Genomic DNA, 13,659 nt, shown 5'->3' on the forward strand with positions numbered 1-13,659 from the left:
CCGGGCCGGTCACAACGCCCGTCCCGCGTACGCCCTGACATCCGCGTCGGAGTCGGTCGTCGCCGTGGCGAGGGCCGCCCGGGCCTGCTCGGTGGCGCGGTGCCGGGTCAGCGCCAGGACGGCGGCCTTGCGGACATCGGCGTTGGGATCCGCCAGGGCCTTGGCGAGGGCCGGGACGGCCACCTCGGGGTCGGCGACGGACAGGGTCGTGGCTGCTCCGGCCCGGACCTGCCACGCCTGTTCGGCCAGGGCCGCCACCGCGCGTGCGGTGAGGGGCTCCGGGCAGCCGGTGGTGCCCAGCGCTCCGTAGGCCGCTGCCCGCACCAGTGCGTCGGGGTCGTCGAGGAGGCCGGTGAGGGCCGCCTCGATGGCGGCGGTGGCGGGATCGGGGCCGGTCGGGGCGTCATCCGCCGACCGCTCGGCATCCGCCGTGGCCGGGTCCTTGGCAGTCGGTTGTTCGGCATGCGCCGTGACCGGGTCCTTGGCGGGGGGCCGTTCGGCATCCGCCGTGCCCGGGCCCTTGGCGGTCGGCTGTTCGGCACCCGGCGTCGTCTGGTCCTCGGTGGTCGCCCGCTCGGCATCCGCTGTGGCAGGGCCCTGGGCGATCGGCCGCTGCGCGCTCACCGTGGCCAGGCCCTTGGCGATGGCGACCCGGACCTCGCGGGAGGGGTCGGTGACCGCCGCGCCGGCCAGTTCACCGGCGGCGTCGACCGACACCAGGGCGCGGACGGCCTCGATGCGGACGGCGATGTCGGAGTCGGCGAGGGAGGGCGCGAACAGGGCCGCGTCTCCGAGGCGCAGGGCGCGCAGGACGTCCAGCGCCGCGGCGCGGACCACGGGGTCCGGCTCGGCCAGGGCGGCGGCGAGACCCTCGCGTAGGTCGGGGTCGGCCGGGAGCGTCTCGACGAGCTCACGCAGGGACGCGGCGGCTGCGGCACGCACCTCGGCGTGGCTGTCGCGCAGGGCGGCGGCGAGGGCGGTGCCCGTCCCCGGCGGCAGCGTCTCGGTGAGCACGGCGACGGCCTCACGGCGGACTGCGGGCACCGGGTCCGTCAGATAGGGGAGCAGGGCGTCGAGTTCGTGCTCCTCCTCGGCCAGGGCGACGAGTTCGAGCAGGCGGGTGGAGGACTGCTCACCGGACGGCGCGGTGACCGCGGCCGAGGGGGCCGGGGCCGGCTCCGGCACCGGCGTTCCCACGGCCGAGGCGACCGGCGCCACGTCCCGCGACCCCGCCGTGGCCACATCCTCGGCATGCACCTCGCCGAGAGCACGGGAGGGACCGCCGACGGGGTCGAAACCGTCGACCGGAACGAGATAGGGAGCCACGGGCCGGGCCGTGAACTCCATCGCACCAGAGGGGGACTTGTGCAGATCGAGGTGGTGGAACCAGGACGCGTCGTCGCGCCGGGGGTGGTCGAGACGATCGTGGTAGAGGCCCCAGCGGGACTCCGTGCGGGCCAGGGAGGAACGCGCGGCCATCTCCGCGCAGTCACGGATGAAGGTGACCTCGGCGCAGCGCATCAGCTCGTGCGGGGTGCGGGCGCCCATCTCGGCGATGTCGGTGCGCATCCGCTCGAAGGCCTCCAGCGCCAGCGACAGCCGGGCGCCGGACTTGGGCGGGGCCACGTAGTCGTTCACGAAGCGGCGCAGCTTGTACTCGACCTGGGGCTGCGGCGGGCCGTCGGGGTTGCGCAGCGGACGGTAGATCAGCTCGTGCGCCTCGCGGAGCTGGTCGCCCGGCAACTCCCCCTCGTACGCGGAGTACTGGGACGCGTCCGCTCCCGCGAGGTCGCCGAAGACGAACGCGCCGATCATGTAGTTGTGCGGCACGCAGGCCAGGTCGCCGGCCGCGTACAGCCGGGGCACGGTGGTGCGGGCGTGGTCGTCGACGCGGACGCCGGAGGCGGAGTGGCCGCCGCACAGGCCGATCTCGGAGATGTGCATCTCGATGTCATGGGTGCGGTAGTCGTGGCCGCGCCCGGAGTGGAAGGTGCCGCGGGTGGGCCGCTCGGTGGAGTGCAGGATCGTCTCCAGGGCCGAGACGGACTCCTCGGGGAGGTGGCTCAGCTTCAGGTAGACGGGGCCCCGGTCGGACGCCACCTCGGCGGCGAACTCGGCCATCATCTGGCCCGACCAGTAGTCGGAGTCGACGAAGCGTTCGCCGTGCCGGTTGACCTGGTAGCCCCCGAAGGGGTTGGCGACGTAGGCGCAGGCCGGGCCGTTGTAGTCCTTGATCAGCGGGTTGATCTGGAAGCACTCGATGCCGGTGAGTTCGGCACCCGCGTGGTAGGCCATGGCGTAGCCGTCGCCCGCGTTGGTGGGGTTCTCGTAGGTGCCGTAGAGGTAACCGGAGGCGGGCAGGCCGAGGCGGCCGCAGGCGCCGGTCGCCAGGATCACCGCGCCCGCCCGCACCTGGACGAACTGCCCGGTGCGGGTGTTGAAGCCGGCCGCTCCCACGGCCCGGCCGCCGGCGGTGAGGACACGCACCGGCATGACCCGGTTCTCGATGCGGATCCTCTCGCGCATCTCGCGCCGCCGCAGCTGCCGGTAGAGCACCTTCTTGACGTCCTTGCCCTCCGGCATCGGCAGCACGTAGGAGCCGGAGCGGTGCACCTGGCGGACGGCGTAGTCGCCGTGCTCGTCCTTCTCGAACTTCACGCCGTAGGACTCCAGCCGCTGCACCATGCCGAAACCGCGGGTGGCGGTCTGGCGGACGGTGGACTGGTCCACGATGCCGTCGTTGGCGCGGGTGATCTCGGCGACGTAGTCGTCGGGTTCGGCCCGGCCCGGGATGACGGCGTTGTTGACGCCGTCCATGCCCATGGCGAGTGCGCCGGAGTGGCGGACGTGGGCCTTCTCCAGCAGGAGCACGTCCGCGCCGTGCTCGGCGGCGGTCAGGGCGGCCATGGTGCCGGCGGTGCCGCCGCCGATGACGAGGACGTCGCAGGTGAGTTCCTCGGCGTCGGCGAGCGAGGGGACGGCCAGGGGGGTGTCCGCAGGGGGGTTCACGGAGGTGGTCACCGGGGTGCCTTTCACGTACCGAGCGAGGTGAGGACGTCGCGCCGCAGGGCCACGCGCGCCGGGTCGTCGAGCGCGCCGCGCTCGCGCGGGCGGGGGATGTCCCGGACGGCGAGGAGGCCGCCCGCGCCGAGCAGGGCCACGCGGTCGCCGAGGAAGAGGGCCTCGTCCACGTCATGGGTGACGAAGACGACGGTGGCGCCCGTGCCCCGCAGGACCTCCACCAGCAGGTCCTGCATGCCCGCGCGGGTCTGCGCGTCGAGCGCGCCGAACGGCTCGTCCATCAGGACGGCGCGCGGGCGTCCGGCCAGGGCGCGGGCGAGCTGGACGCGCTGGCGCTGCCCGCCGGAGACCCGGTGCGGCAACTGCCGTGCCCGGGAGCCGAGGCCGACCCGCTCCAGCCAGGCCTGGGCCTGCACCCGGCGCTCGGCGCGGGGCACGCCGCGGATGGCGAGGGGCAGTTCGACGTTGGCGCGCAGGGTGCGCCAGGGGAGCAGGGCGTCCTCCTGGAAGACCAGGGCGCGGTCGGCCGAGGGACCGGTCAGGGGCCGTCCGTCCTGGGTGATCTCGCCCGTGAGCGGCGGCAGCAGCCCGGCCAGGGTGCGCAGCAGCGTCGACTTGCCGCAGCCCGAGGGGCCCACGACGGTGAGGATCTCGCCGGGGGCGATGTCCAGGCCGACGCCGTCCAGGGCGATCGCGCCGGGCCGTCCGAGGGAGGCACCGGTGAGGGTGAGGCGGGTGCCGCGGTCAGGGGCGCCGGTGGTGGCGGCGGCCTCGCGGGAGCCGCTGGGGCCGGGCCGGGCCAGGCTGTCCGGGCTCGTCCCGGGCGGGGCGTCCGGGACGGTCTCAGACGAGGTGCTCATCGCGGGCCTCCTCGGATCGGGCCCCGTCGGGGACGGCGGGGGCGGCCGGCGCGGGCTTCACGGACCGGTCGGGCCGGGGCGGCCGGGCGCCGGGGGCGTACGCGGTTCGCGGCAGCCAGCGGGTGAGGCGGCGGCCCAGGAGTTCCACGGCGGTGGAAGTGAGCCAGCCGAGGACGCCGATGGTGACCATGCCGACGAACACGCCGGGGTAGTCGACGACGGTGTAGTCCTGCCAGGTGCGGTAGCCGACGCCGTACTGGCCGGAGATCATCTCGGCGGAGATCACACAGATCCACGAGACGCCGATGCCGACGGACAGACCGCCGAACACGCCGGGCAGCGCGCCCGGCAGGACGACGGAGCCGAGGATCCGCCACCGCCCGCCGCCCATCGTGCGCACCGCCTCCTCCCACACCGGCGTCAGGGCGCGCACCGCGTGCCGGGTGGAGACCAGCACCGGGAAGAAGGCCGCGGTGCAGGTGATGAAGACGATGCCCTGCTCGTTGGAGGGGAACAGCAGGATCGCGACGGGCACCAGGGCGATGGCCGGGATCGGGCGGATCACCTCCAGCACCGGGCCGAGCAGGTCCTCGGCGAGCCGCGAGCGCGCCACGAGCACGCCCGTCGCCACGCCGAGGACGGCGGCCAGCAGGAAGCCGGTGAGGATCCGGACGAGGCTGTCGGTGAGGTCCGTCCAGTAGTCCGGCCCCGACACCCGGACCGCGAAGGTCCGGGCCACGTCGGTGACCGTCGGGAACTGCGAGAAGCGCAGCCACAGGTCGACGTTCAGGCTGGTCACCACCTGCCACAGCCCCAGCGCGCCGGCCAGCGACACCGCGCGGAGCGCGTACCGCTTCACGACGCCCGCTCCAGAGCGTCGCTGTACGGGACGACCCGCGCTCCGCCGTGGCCCGCGATGTAGGCCCGCGCGGTGTCGGGGGTGACGAAGGGCAGCAGCTTGCCGCCGTCGGCCACCCACACGGCCTTGTCGGCGAACCAGAGGGTGCCGGTGGTGGTGTCGGGGACGTAGGCGGCCCGCACGGCGTCGCGGTGCTCGGCCACGTAACGCAGCAGCAGGGAGGGGGAGGTGAAGGTGACGGTCTTCGAGGCGCCCTTGGGCCAGACCTCGCTCGCGGCCGGTGCGGGCTCGGTGGCGAGGTGCTTGGCGTATGCCGCCGGCCCGAGGGCCTTCTTCACGTACCGGTCGTCGACGAAGGAGTCGACGTCCACGTCCCCGGTCAGCTTGGCCGACTTCAGGATCGACACGTCCTGCTTCAGCGCGGACACCAGCCGGGGCTTGATGGCCGGGTCGAAGGTGGCGATGCCGTGATCGCCGTTGTAGAGGTAGACGACCTCGGCGGGCAGGCCGGTCGCCTTCGCGACCTTCTCGGCGGCGTCCACCGGGTGCTCGTCCAGGTAGTCGGTCGCCTGAGCCTGGGCCTTGAGGAACGCCTCCAGAACGGCCGGGTGCCGCTCGGCGAAGTCCTCGCGGGCGGTGACGCCGTGGAAGGTGGGCAGGTTCAGCCGGGCACCGTCGTAGATCGCCTTCGCCTTGCCCTGGAAGGCGAGCAGGCCCGGCCAGGCGACGAACTGCGACAGCGCGTCCGTGCTGCCCGCCGCGAGGGCGGAGGCGCCGACGGCGGGCTGCTGGTTGAGCTTCTCGATGCCGCTGCCGGGGTCGATGCCGGCCCGCTGCAAGGCCCGTACGAGGGTGCCGTCCGCGGCCGAGCCGACGCTGGTGGAGACCTTCCTGCCCTTGAGGTCCTTCAGGGAGGTCAGCTTCGAATCCCGGGCGGTGACGATGGTGTTGAGGCCGCCGCGCAGGTTGTAGCCGGTGACCGACACCAGGCGGGTGGGGTTGTTCAGCTGCTTGCCGCGGGCGGCGTTGATGAGCAGCGGGAAGTCGCCCATCGAGCCGATGTCGATCTTCCCGGCGGTCATCTGGGCGGTGATGGGGGCGCCGGTGGCGTAGTCCTGCCAGTCCACCTTGTAGTGGACGCCGTCGTGCAGGGAGTTCAGCTGCTTCTCGAAGGCTCCGAGGGAGCGGAGCAGGGTGCCCGCGGTGACGGTGTTGATCGTCCTGGACTGGTAGCCGACGGTGACGGTGACCGTGGAGCCGGCGCCCGCCTCGGCGTCACCGCCGCAGGCGCTGAGCGGAAGCAGGAGGACGACGGCGGAGAGCGCGACGGCTGTGCGTTCGATGGTGGTTCGGGACATGACGATTCGGGCCTCTCACCGGAGCAGATAGGGCATGTTGACCGTGACGGCTCCGGTGGGGCAGCGCGCTGCGCAGGGGCCGCAGTACCAGCACTCGTCGACATGCATGTACGCCTTGCCGTTGCGCTCGTCGATGGCGAGGGAGTCCAGCGGGCACATGTCCACGCAGAGCGTGCAGCCGTCGATGCACTTCGACTCGTCGATGGTCACGGGCACGTCGGCCCGCTGGGGCGCCAAGGGCATGGCTGTCTCCAGGGATGTGCGCGAGCGGGGTGGTTACCGGGTCCGGTGCAGCAGGCCGCTCATGGTGATGCGGTCGCCGCGGAAACGGATGAACTCCAGGTCGACCGGGCGGCCGTCCGCGAGGTGGGTGAGGCGTTCCAGCATGAGGACGGCGGCGCCGCGCGGGGCCTCGAGCACGGCGGCCGAGTGGGTGTCCGCGCTGACCGCTTCCAGGGTGATCTCGGCGTGGCCGAGGCGCCGGCCGGTGGCGGCTTCCAGGAGGCGGAAGACGTCGTTGTTCTCCAGATCGGCGCCGAGCAGCTCGGTACCGATGTCCAGGGGGATGTAGGTGAGGTCGAGGGACAGGGGCAGACCACCCAGCCTGCGCAGACGCTCGATGTAGAGGACGTCCGTGCCGGGCGCGAGCCGGAGGCGGTCGGCGACCGGCGCGGGTGCGGGTGCGGGGCCCATGGTGCGGACCTCGTTGGTGACCTGCCCGTGTTCGCGGAGGGTTTCCGCGAGGCCCATCAACCGGTCGAGGCCGTGGGGGTACTTGTGGGCCACGACGACGGTGCCGACGCCGGGCTGGCGCTCCACCAGGCCCTCGGCCCGCAGCAGGTCGAGTGCCTCGCGAACCGTGTTGCGGCTGGCGCCGTACTCGGTGGCGAGGGTCGACTCGTGGGGGAGGACACCGTCGGGGAAGGCGCCGGTGAGCAGCAGCCGGCGGAGCGGATCGGCCAGTTGCCGGGCCCGGTCGGCGCGCAGCCGTCGCCGCGCGCGGTGGGCGGCGACGGTGGTCGCGGCTCCCTGTCCGGCGTGGTCTCGGATGCGGTCACTGGGCATGGATCGGACCATACCTATCCGATAGGAAAAGTGGTGTTGCGGGAATGTTGCGCCACCCCGAATGTGACGCGTCCGACGAGCGAGCTGGCCTTTTGCCCGGCCCGTGACCACATCCGCCACCGACCGCCCGGCCGGTGCGGCCCGCGACAGCCCGTTGCCCGACCGGCGCCGCTCCGGCCACCGGCCACCGCCCGGCCGGTGCCGCTCCGGCCACCGCCCACCGCCGGTCGGTGCGGCTACGACAGTGCCGTCAGCCCCGGGGCGAAGGCGATCAGCAGGGGCAGCAGCGGGACGAGCGCGGCCGTGGTGGTGGTCAGGGCGCGGTGCCGCCGGTCCAGCCGGGGCGGCGGTTCGAGGAGCCGGTCGACCCGTTCGCCGAGCAGACGGTGGCTGGAGGCGCAGGACAGCACGCCACGGTGCTGGTTGAGCTCGATCAGCGCCAGGGCCGTGGTCAGGTGGCCGCAGCGGCGGGAGGCCGTGTCGTCGGCGGCCAGTTCGACCAGGCGGTGGGTCTGGTCGCAGAAGTGGGCGAACAGCGGGACGCGCGGGAAGCCGGTGGCGAGGGCCGTGGACAGGTGCAGCAGCCAGTCGTGGCGGGCCCGGGCGTGGCCCCGCTCGTGGGTGAGGACGGCGTCGAGCTGGTGGCCGGTGAGACGGTGCAGCGCGCCCGTGGTGACGATCAGCTGGGGCGGGCTGCCGGGCATCCACCAGGCGTCCGGGTACTCGTCCTCCAGGACCAGCAGCGGGCCCTTCGCCGCGGGCAGGCCGGCCGGCAGGTCGGGGGCGCGTTCGCGCAGGTGGGCGCGGGCCTGGGCGCGGCGGCGGCGCGCCTCGACGAGTTCGCGCGCGAGCATCGCGGTCGTCCAGGCCGCGCCGCAGGCCAGCAGTAGGGTGAGGCCGGCGGCCCACGGCGGCGCGGTGGACAGGTCGTACGCGGCGGTCACCGCCGGCGGCGCCGGTGCGAAGAGCTGGGCGCGGACCGTGCCGAAGACGGCCGCGGCGCCCAGGGAGAGCGCCGCCACGCAGCACAGCAGGACCGTGGCGACCAGGCACTGCCACACCCACAGCGCGACCACCGGTTCCCGCTCGGGCCACGCGGCCCTGGTCAGCGCACGGGGAACGGGGACGGCGGCCGTCACGGCGACGACGCTCAGCAGGAGCAGGCAGACGGTCATGGCCACGGGCTCCGGTTCCTCGCAGGAAGAGGGGCGGCTACGGGTCGTGCGCAGGAGAGCGGTCGCCGTGCGCACCGGCGACCACGACGAGCGTGGTGGAGGTGCGCGCACACCGCCCTGCCCAGTATGACGGGCCGGGCGGTGTGCGTCAGGGGCTCGAAGGCGACAGAAGGGGCCGGAGGGACGGCTGCCGGGCGGCTCCCGGCGGGGCGGCGTCAGCCCTGGACCACCCGCCCCGTCACCTCGCCCAGACCCACCCGCGCACCATGTGGCCCGGGCGCCCAGGCCGAGAGGGTGACCTCGTCGCCGTCCTCCAGGAACGTCCGCTTGCCGTCGGGGAGTTCGAGCGGCTCGCGGCCGTTCCAGGTCAGCTCCAGCAGAGAACCGCGCTCCCGTTCCGCGGGGCCGCTGACCGTGCCGGAGCCGTAGAGGTCGCCGGTGCGCAGACAGGCGCCGTTGACGGTCATGTGGGCCAGCTGCTGGGCGGCCGTCCAGTACATGGTGGAGAAGGGGGGCTCGGAGACGACGTGGCCGTTGACGGCGACGCTGATCCGCAGGTCGTAGCCGCCGGGCTCCTCGTCGCTGTCGTCCAGGTAGGGCAGCAGCTGGTGCGTCCTGGCCGGAGGCGCCACGAGCGCCTCCTCCAGGGCGTCCAGCGGGGTGATCCACGCCGACACCGACGTGGCGAAGGACTTGCCGAGGAACGGGCCGAGGGGGACGTACTCCCAGGCCTGGATGTCGCGGGCGGACCAGTCGTTGAGGAGGCACAACCCGAACACGTGCTCGCGGAAGTCGCCGAGGGCCACCGGCGCGCCCATCCGGGAGGGCACGCCGACGACGAAACCGACCTCGGCCTCGATGTCCAGCCGGACGGACGGGCCGAAGACGGGAGCGGCGTCGGTGGGCGCCTTGCGCTGGCCGGAAGGGCGTGCGATCTCCGTGCCGGAGACGACGACCGTGCCGGAGCGGCCGTGGTAACCGATGGGCAGGTGCTTCCAGTTGGGGGTGAGGGAGTCCTCCGCGTCGGGCCGGAAGATCTGGCCGACGTTGCGGGCGTGGTTCTCGGAAGCGTAGAAGTCGACGTAGTCCGCGACCTCGAAGGGCAGGTGCAGGGTCACCGACGACAGCGGGTGGAACAGGGGTGCGACGGTCTCCCGGTGGGACGGCACGGTCACCCAGGCCGTCAGCGCCCGGCGCACGTCGGACCAGGCCGTGCGCCCGGCGGCGAGCAGCGGGTTGAGGGTGGGGCGCGCGAGAAGGGAGGCGTACGGCGAGCCGAGCGCGTGGGCCGCGGCGCCCGCGTCCAGCACGTGGTCGCCGAGCCGGACGCCCACGGTCCGGTGGGACGAGCCGGGGAGGGAGAACACGCCGTACGGCAGGTTGTGCGGGCCGAAGGGGTCGCCCTCGGGGACATCGAAGGGGGGCATCGGGTGCTGCCTCGCTTTCGGGTGTGCCGTGTCGTCACCACGCATTCGTGGTCGTGCCACACGTTACGGGTGACACGACGGTCCTGGGCAGGGGCCGAGGAGGCGCAGAGGGGCGAACGGGGCAGGTGGCCCGGGTGGGACCGGGCGGGGCGGCTCCGGCGCACCGGACGGGACGCCGTATTCGTACGTGCCGGAAGTTATCCACAGGACGCGACGCAATCTTGACGGAGCGGTGCGAACGGGGCGACTCTGGGCGGGTGCCGGAAGGCCTCGGGGAGGGGGCTTTCCCACGGCACATCTGGGGGGCGGATGGCCAAAGGGGAGGCCGGTCCGGGTCCGGTGCGGCATGGCGCACAGCCGAAGCGGCTGGAAGAGACCATGCGCGTCCGGCTCGGCCGGGAATGTGTGTACGTACCGTCGTGCCGTTTCGGGCTGTACGTGGCGCTGCGCCACTGGTGCCCGCCCGGCGGGCGGGTGCTGATGTCACCGGTCAACGACGACGTGATCTTCTTCGTCGTGCTCGCGGCCGGACTGCGCCCGGTGCAGGCGCCGTTGAACCCGCTCGACGCGTCCATCGACGTCGATGCCGTGCCGGACGAGGTGTGGGGCTCGGTGTCGGCCGTGCTCACCACGAACCTGTACGGCAATCCCGACCCGGCACCGCGCCTCAGACAGAAGTGCGACGCGCTGGGGATCCCGCTCTTCGAGGACGCGGCGCACGCGATCGGCAGCCGGGTGGGGGACCGGCCGGTCGGGGCCTGGGGCGAGGCCTCCGTGTTCAGCCTGTCCAAGCACGTCGGGGCCAAGGCCGGAGGCATGCTCTCGCTCGCCGACCCGGGGCTGCGCGAGGCGGTGGAGGGGACCTGCGCGGGACTGCTCGCACCGCGCCGCACGAGCGCCGAACTCGCCTATCTGGTCCGGCCGTACGCGGAGGCCGCGGTGCGTGGACTGCGGCTGCGGCGGGCCGCCTGGGCAGCGATCCGGCTGCTGGGCCTCGCCGACCGCGAGGAGATCCGGATGCCGCTGCGCCCGGACGAACTCGCCCTCGCCGCCCGCGAGACGCCCGGACTCGACGCCCACCACCCGTGGGTGCGCGTCGACATGCACGACTACCGCCTGGCGTCCGGCCGGCTGCGGCTGCGGCGCATCGGCCACAGGCTCGACCGGCTGGACGCGGTGCTGGACGCCTGCCGGGCGGGCACGGAACTGCTGCTGTCCACGCCCTGGGCCAAGCCGCGTGACGGCCACGGGACGCAGCCGCTGTTCCGGGTGCCGCTGTTCGTGGCGGACCGGGACGCGGCGATCGCGGCGCTGGCACGGCAGGGCATCGTCGTCGGCTACCTCTACGACCCGCCGCTGGACGACTACGCCGGCGCGGAGTTCACCGACCCCTCACCGGCTCCCGAGGCGGCGCGCTGGTTCGCGCGGCACGCGCTGCCCGTGGACCCGCTGCGGGCGCGGACGGTGATCGAGGTGCTGGAGCGGTCCGGGGCGCGACCGGTCCGGGCACCGGGGGAGCGGTCCGGGCACACGCCGGCACCGGGAGGGCTGGGACAGTCCCGTGGCTGAGATCCAGGTGCACGAGCCCGCCGCCGCGCGCACCGACGGCGGCGGGCCGAAGCCTGCCGACCGCGACCACACCCACGACTCGCTGTTCAAGAACGCCTACTTCCTCATGCTCAGCACCGGCGTCTCCGCCGTGCTGGGCCTGGGATTCTGGCTGGTGGCCGCCCGCTACTACACGGAGGAGGCCGTCGGCCAGGGGTCGGCCGCGATCGCCGCGATGCGGTTGCTCGCCAGCATCACGGCGACGACGATGATTGGCGCCGTCGTCCGCTTCGTGCCGCGGGCCGGCCGGGAGACCGGGCGCCTGGTCTGGGGCACCTACGCGGCCAGTTCGCTGGTCGTGGCGCTCGCCGCCGCCGTCTTCCTGCTCACGCTCGACGAGTGGGGGGCCTCCTACGCGCCTTTGGGCACCCCCATGGCGGGGGCGGTGTTCGTCGCGGCGTGCGTCGCCTGGGCCCTGCTCACCCTCCAGGACGGAGTGCTCACCGGGCTGCGCAAGGCGGAGTGGGTGCCCGCCGGGAACGCGGTGTTCTCGGTCGGGAAGCTGGCCCTCCTGGCCGTCTTCGCCGGCACCCTGCCCGTCCTCGGCATCTTCGTCTCCTGGGCGGTCGCGATCGCCTTCTCCACCCTGCCGCTTGGCTGGCTGATCTTCCGCCGGCTGATCCCGCGCCAGGCGGAGGCCGACCGCGACAAGGAGCCCCCGAAGATCAGGGACATGGGCCGCTTCCTGGCCGGGGACTCGCTCGGCGCGCTGTTCAGCCTGGCGATGATCAACCTGCTGCCGGTGATGGTCGCGGTCCGCTTCAGCGCCGCCGAGAACGGCTACTTCTACGTGGCCTACACCGTCGGCGGCACGATGGAGTTCATGGCCATCAACATGGCCTCGTCGCTCACCGCGCACGCCTCGCACGACCCGCGCCGGCTCGCCGACGGCGTCCGGGGCGCCCTGCGGCGCATGACGCTGCTGCTGGTCCCGGTCGTGGCCGTGCTGGTCGTCTTCGCCCCGCAGATCCTCACGCCCTTCAGCCCGGACTACGCCGAGCACGGCTCGACCGTGCTGCGGCTGCTCGCCCTCGGCGCCCTGCCGCGGGTCGTGGTGGAGCTGTACATCGGCGTGCTGCGCGTTCAGGGGCGCACCGGTGTGCTGGCCGCGCTCCAAGGGGCCATGTGCGCCCTGGTACTGGGCAGCGCGGCCGTGCTGTTCACCCCGTCGGGGATCGCCGGAGCCGGCTGGGCGGTGCTGCTGAGCATGACGCTGATCGCGGTCGTCGCCGCGGCCGGGCTGCGCAAGGCCCTGCGCCCCCACGACAGCGCGCCGGCCGTCCGCCCGCCCGCCGACCTCCCCTACGGCACCCGCTGGGCGAAACTCAACGCCACCGCCGGGTACGGCACGACCTGGGCCCGCCGGGCCGCCTACCGGCCCGAGGAGGGCGACCAGGACACGGTGACGCTGTTCATCGGGCGCCCGGGGTACGAGCGGGAGGCGTTGCAGGCGGACACGCTGGCCCTGATCGTGCGCCCGGAGGGGCCGACCGGGGAACCCCCGCCCCACGAGCCCCGGGAACCGGACCAGGAGCCGTGGGAGCGGCGGCTGAGAGGCGCCCTGTGGAGCCTGCTCGCCGTCGCGGTGGTGTTCTTCCTCGCACCGCTGCGGGACCTGCCCCGGCCCGACGGCGCCTCCGAAGCGGCGCTCACCGGACGCCGGCTGCTGGAGGGCATGCCGCTGCCGTCGCTCACCGCGGGCGGCCTGCTGCTCGTGGTGTTCGTCGCCGCCGTCACCCTGAGCACCCGGCGCGACCCGTGGCTGCCGGGCACGGCACTGGGCGCCGCCCTGCTCGCCCTGTACGCCGCCCCCCTCGCCCTCGGGCGGGAACCGCGGCCGGTGGAGGGGGCGTTCTACGACAGGACGGCCGGTTTCCTCGCGGACGCGGTGGGGCTCGGCGGCCCCGAGCCGCTGCTGCGCTGGGCGCCGCCGGTCTGCCAGCTGCTGTGTCTCGTCCCGTTGGGCCTGCTGCTCGCGAGCGCGGGCGGCCGGCTGCCGTGGCCGGGGCGCTGGGGGGTTCTGTATCTCGTCGCGGTCGGCGGCTGGGTGTGGCGCGACGCGCTCGCACCCCTCGCGCCGCCCCTGCTCGCCGCCCTCCTGCTGCTCCTGCCGCTCCAGCGCGCCGCGTCGGCGTGGACGCGCTCCCGCACCACAGCCCCGACGGGTCCCCCAGCCGGCCGAACGGCCGGCGCACCACCGAACGACCGGCCCCGCCACTGATCACACCCGAAGCCGAGACCGACCGAGCCCGGGCCCGGACAGGGCCGAGCAGAGCCGAAGAGAGC

Annotated in this window: 10 protein-coding genes; 2 read left to right on the plus strand and 8 right to left on the minus strand. The window is 74.0% G+C overall.

Features of this window, described 5'->3' with window-relative positions; all coding sequences use genetic code 11:
- Nucleotides 1–9 precede the first annotated feature (9 nt).
- The 8 genes from AB0I06_RS24480 to fahA all read right to left on the minus strand — a co-directional run bounded on the left by AB0I06_RS24480 (nucleotide 10) and on the right by fahA (nucleotide 9,765).
- Complete coding sequence (locus tag AB0I06_RS24480) at nucleotides 10–3,021, minus strand: fumarate reductase/succinate dehydrogenase flavoprotein subunit (protein WP_363120982.1); 3,012 nt, start codon at nucleotides 3,019–3,021, stop codon at nucleotides 10–12.
- 11 nt (nucleotides 3,022–3,032) lie between these two features.
- Nucleotides 3,033–3,881 carry an ABC transporter ATP-binding protein gene (locus AB0I06_RS24485; RefSeq protein WP_363120983.1) on the minus strand — a complete coding sequence of 283 codons (849 nt, stop codon included), beginning with the start codon at nucleotides 3,879–3,881 and terminating at the stop codon, nucleotides 3,033–3,035.
- Nucleotides 3,865–4,740, minus strand: a complete 876-nt coding sequence (locus AB0I06_RS24490) for an ABC transporter permease (RefSeq protein WP_363120984.1) — start codon at nucleotides 4,738–4,740, stop codon at nucleotides 3,865–3,867. The genes AB0I06_RS24485 and AB0I06_RS24490 overlap by 17 nt, the downstream gene beginning before the upstream one ends.
- A complete protein-coding gene (locus AB0I06_RS24495) occupies nucleotides 4,737–6,083 on the minus strand; it encodes an ABC transporter substrate-binding protein (RefSeq protein ID WP_363121052.1) in 1,347 nt (448 codons plus the stop codon). The genes AB0I06_RS24490 and AB0I06_RS24495 overlap by 4 nt, the downstream gene beginning before the upstream one ends.
- Before the next feature lie 30 nt (nucleotides 6,084–6,113).
- Nucleotides 6,114–6,341: a ferredoxin family protein gene (locus tag AB0I06_RS24500; RefSeq protein WP_003992261.1), complete on the minus strand. Its 228-nt coding sequence runs from the start codon at nucleotides 6,339–6,341 to the stop codon at nucleotides 6,114–6,116.
- A gap of 33 nt (nucleotides 6,342–6,374) precedes the next feature.
- Nucleotides 6,375–7,163 carry a GntR family transcriptional regulator gene (locus tag AB0I06_RS24505; RefSeq protein WP_363120985.1) on the minus strand — a complete coding sequence of 263 codons (789 nt, stop codon included), beginning with the start codon at nucleotides 7,161–7,163 and terminating at the stop codon, nucleotides 6,375–6,377.
- A 236-nt stretch (nucleotides 7,164–7,399) separates the two neighbouring features.
- Complete coding sequence (locus tag AB0I06_RS24510; protein ID WP_363121053.1) at nucleotides 7,400–8,338, minus strand: M56 family metallopeptidase; 939 nt, start codon at nucleotides 8,336–8,338, stop codon at nucleotides 7,400–7,402.
- A 215-nt stretch (nucleotides 8,339–8,553) separates the two neighbouring features.
- Entirely contained in the window at nucleotides 8,554–9,765 is a 1,212-nt protein-coding gene (fahA, locus tag AB0I06_RS24515; RefSeq protein ID WP_363120986.1) for a fumarylacetoacetase, read from the minus strand.
- 309 nt (nucleotides 9,766–10,074) lie between these two features.
- Between fahA and AB0I06_RS24520 the strand changes: the two genes are divergently transcribed.
- Complete coding sequence (locus tag AB0I06_RS24520; RefSeq protein ID WP_363120987.1) at nucleotides 10,075–11,334, plus strand: DegT/DnrJ/EryC1/StrS family aminotransferase; 1,260 nt, start codon at nucleotides 10,075–10,077, stop codon at nucleotides 11,332–11,334.
- Nucleotides 11,327–13,594 carry a lipopolysaccharide biosynthesis protein gene (locus AB0I06_RS24525; RefSeq protein WP_363120988.1) on the plus strand — a complete coding sequence of 756 codons (2,268 nt, stop codon included), beginning with the start codon at nucleotides 11,327–11,329 and terminating at the stop codon, nucleotides 13,592–13,594. The genes AB0I06_RS24520 and AB0I06_RS24525 overlap by 8 nt, the downstream gene beginning before the upstream one ends.
- Nucleotides 13,595–13,659: the final 65 nt, after the last annotated feature.

The organism is Streptomyces sp. NPDC050674, from assembly GCF_040654575.1.
Classification (GTDB): Bacteria; Actinomycetota; Actinomycetes; order Streptomycetales; family Streptomycetaceae; genus Streptomyces.

Coding starts and splice junctions, on each gene's coding strand:
- fahA (WP_363120986.1), bottom strand. CDS start 9,765: ATGCCCCCCTTCGATGTCCCCGAGGGCGACCCCTTCGGCCCGCACAAC.
- AB0I06_RS24520 (WP_363120987.1), top strand. CDS start 10,075: ATGGCCAAAGGGGAGGCCGGTCCGGGTCCGGTGCGGCATGGCGCACAG.
- AB0I06_RS24510 (WP_363121053.1), bottom strand. CDS start 8,338: ATGACCGTCTGCCTGCTCCTGCTGAGCGTCGTCGCCGTGACGGCCGCC.
- AB0I06_RS24505 (WP_363120985.1), bottom strand. CDS start 7,163: ATGCCCAGTGACCGCATCCGAGACCACGCCGGACAGGGAGCCGCGACC.
- AB0I06_RS24485 (WP_363120983.1), bottom strand. CDS start 3,881: ATGAGCACCTCGTCTGAGACCGTCCCGGACGCCCCGCCCGGGACGAGC.
- AB0I06_RS24500 (WP_003992261.1), bottom strand. CDS start 6,341: ATGCCCTTGGCGCCCCAGCGGGCCGACGTGCCCGTGACCATCGACGAG.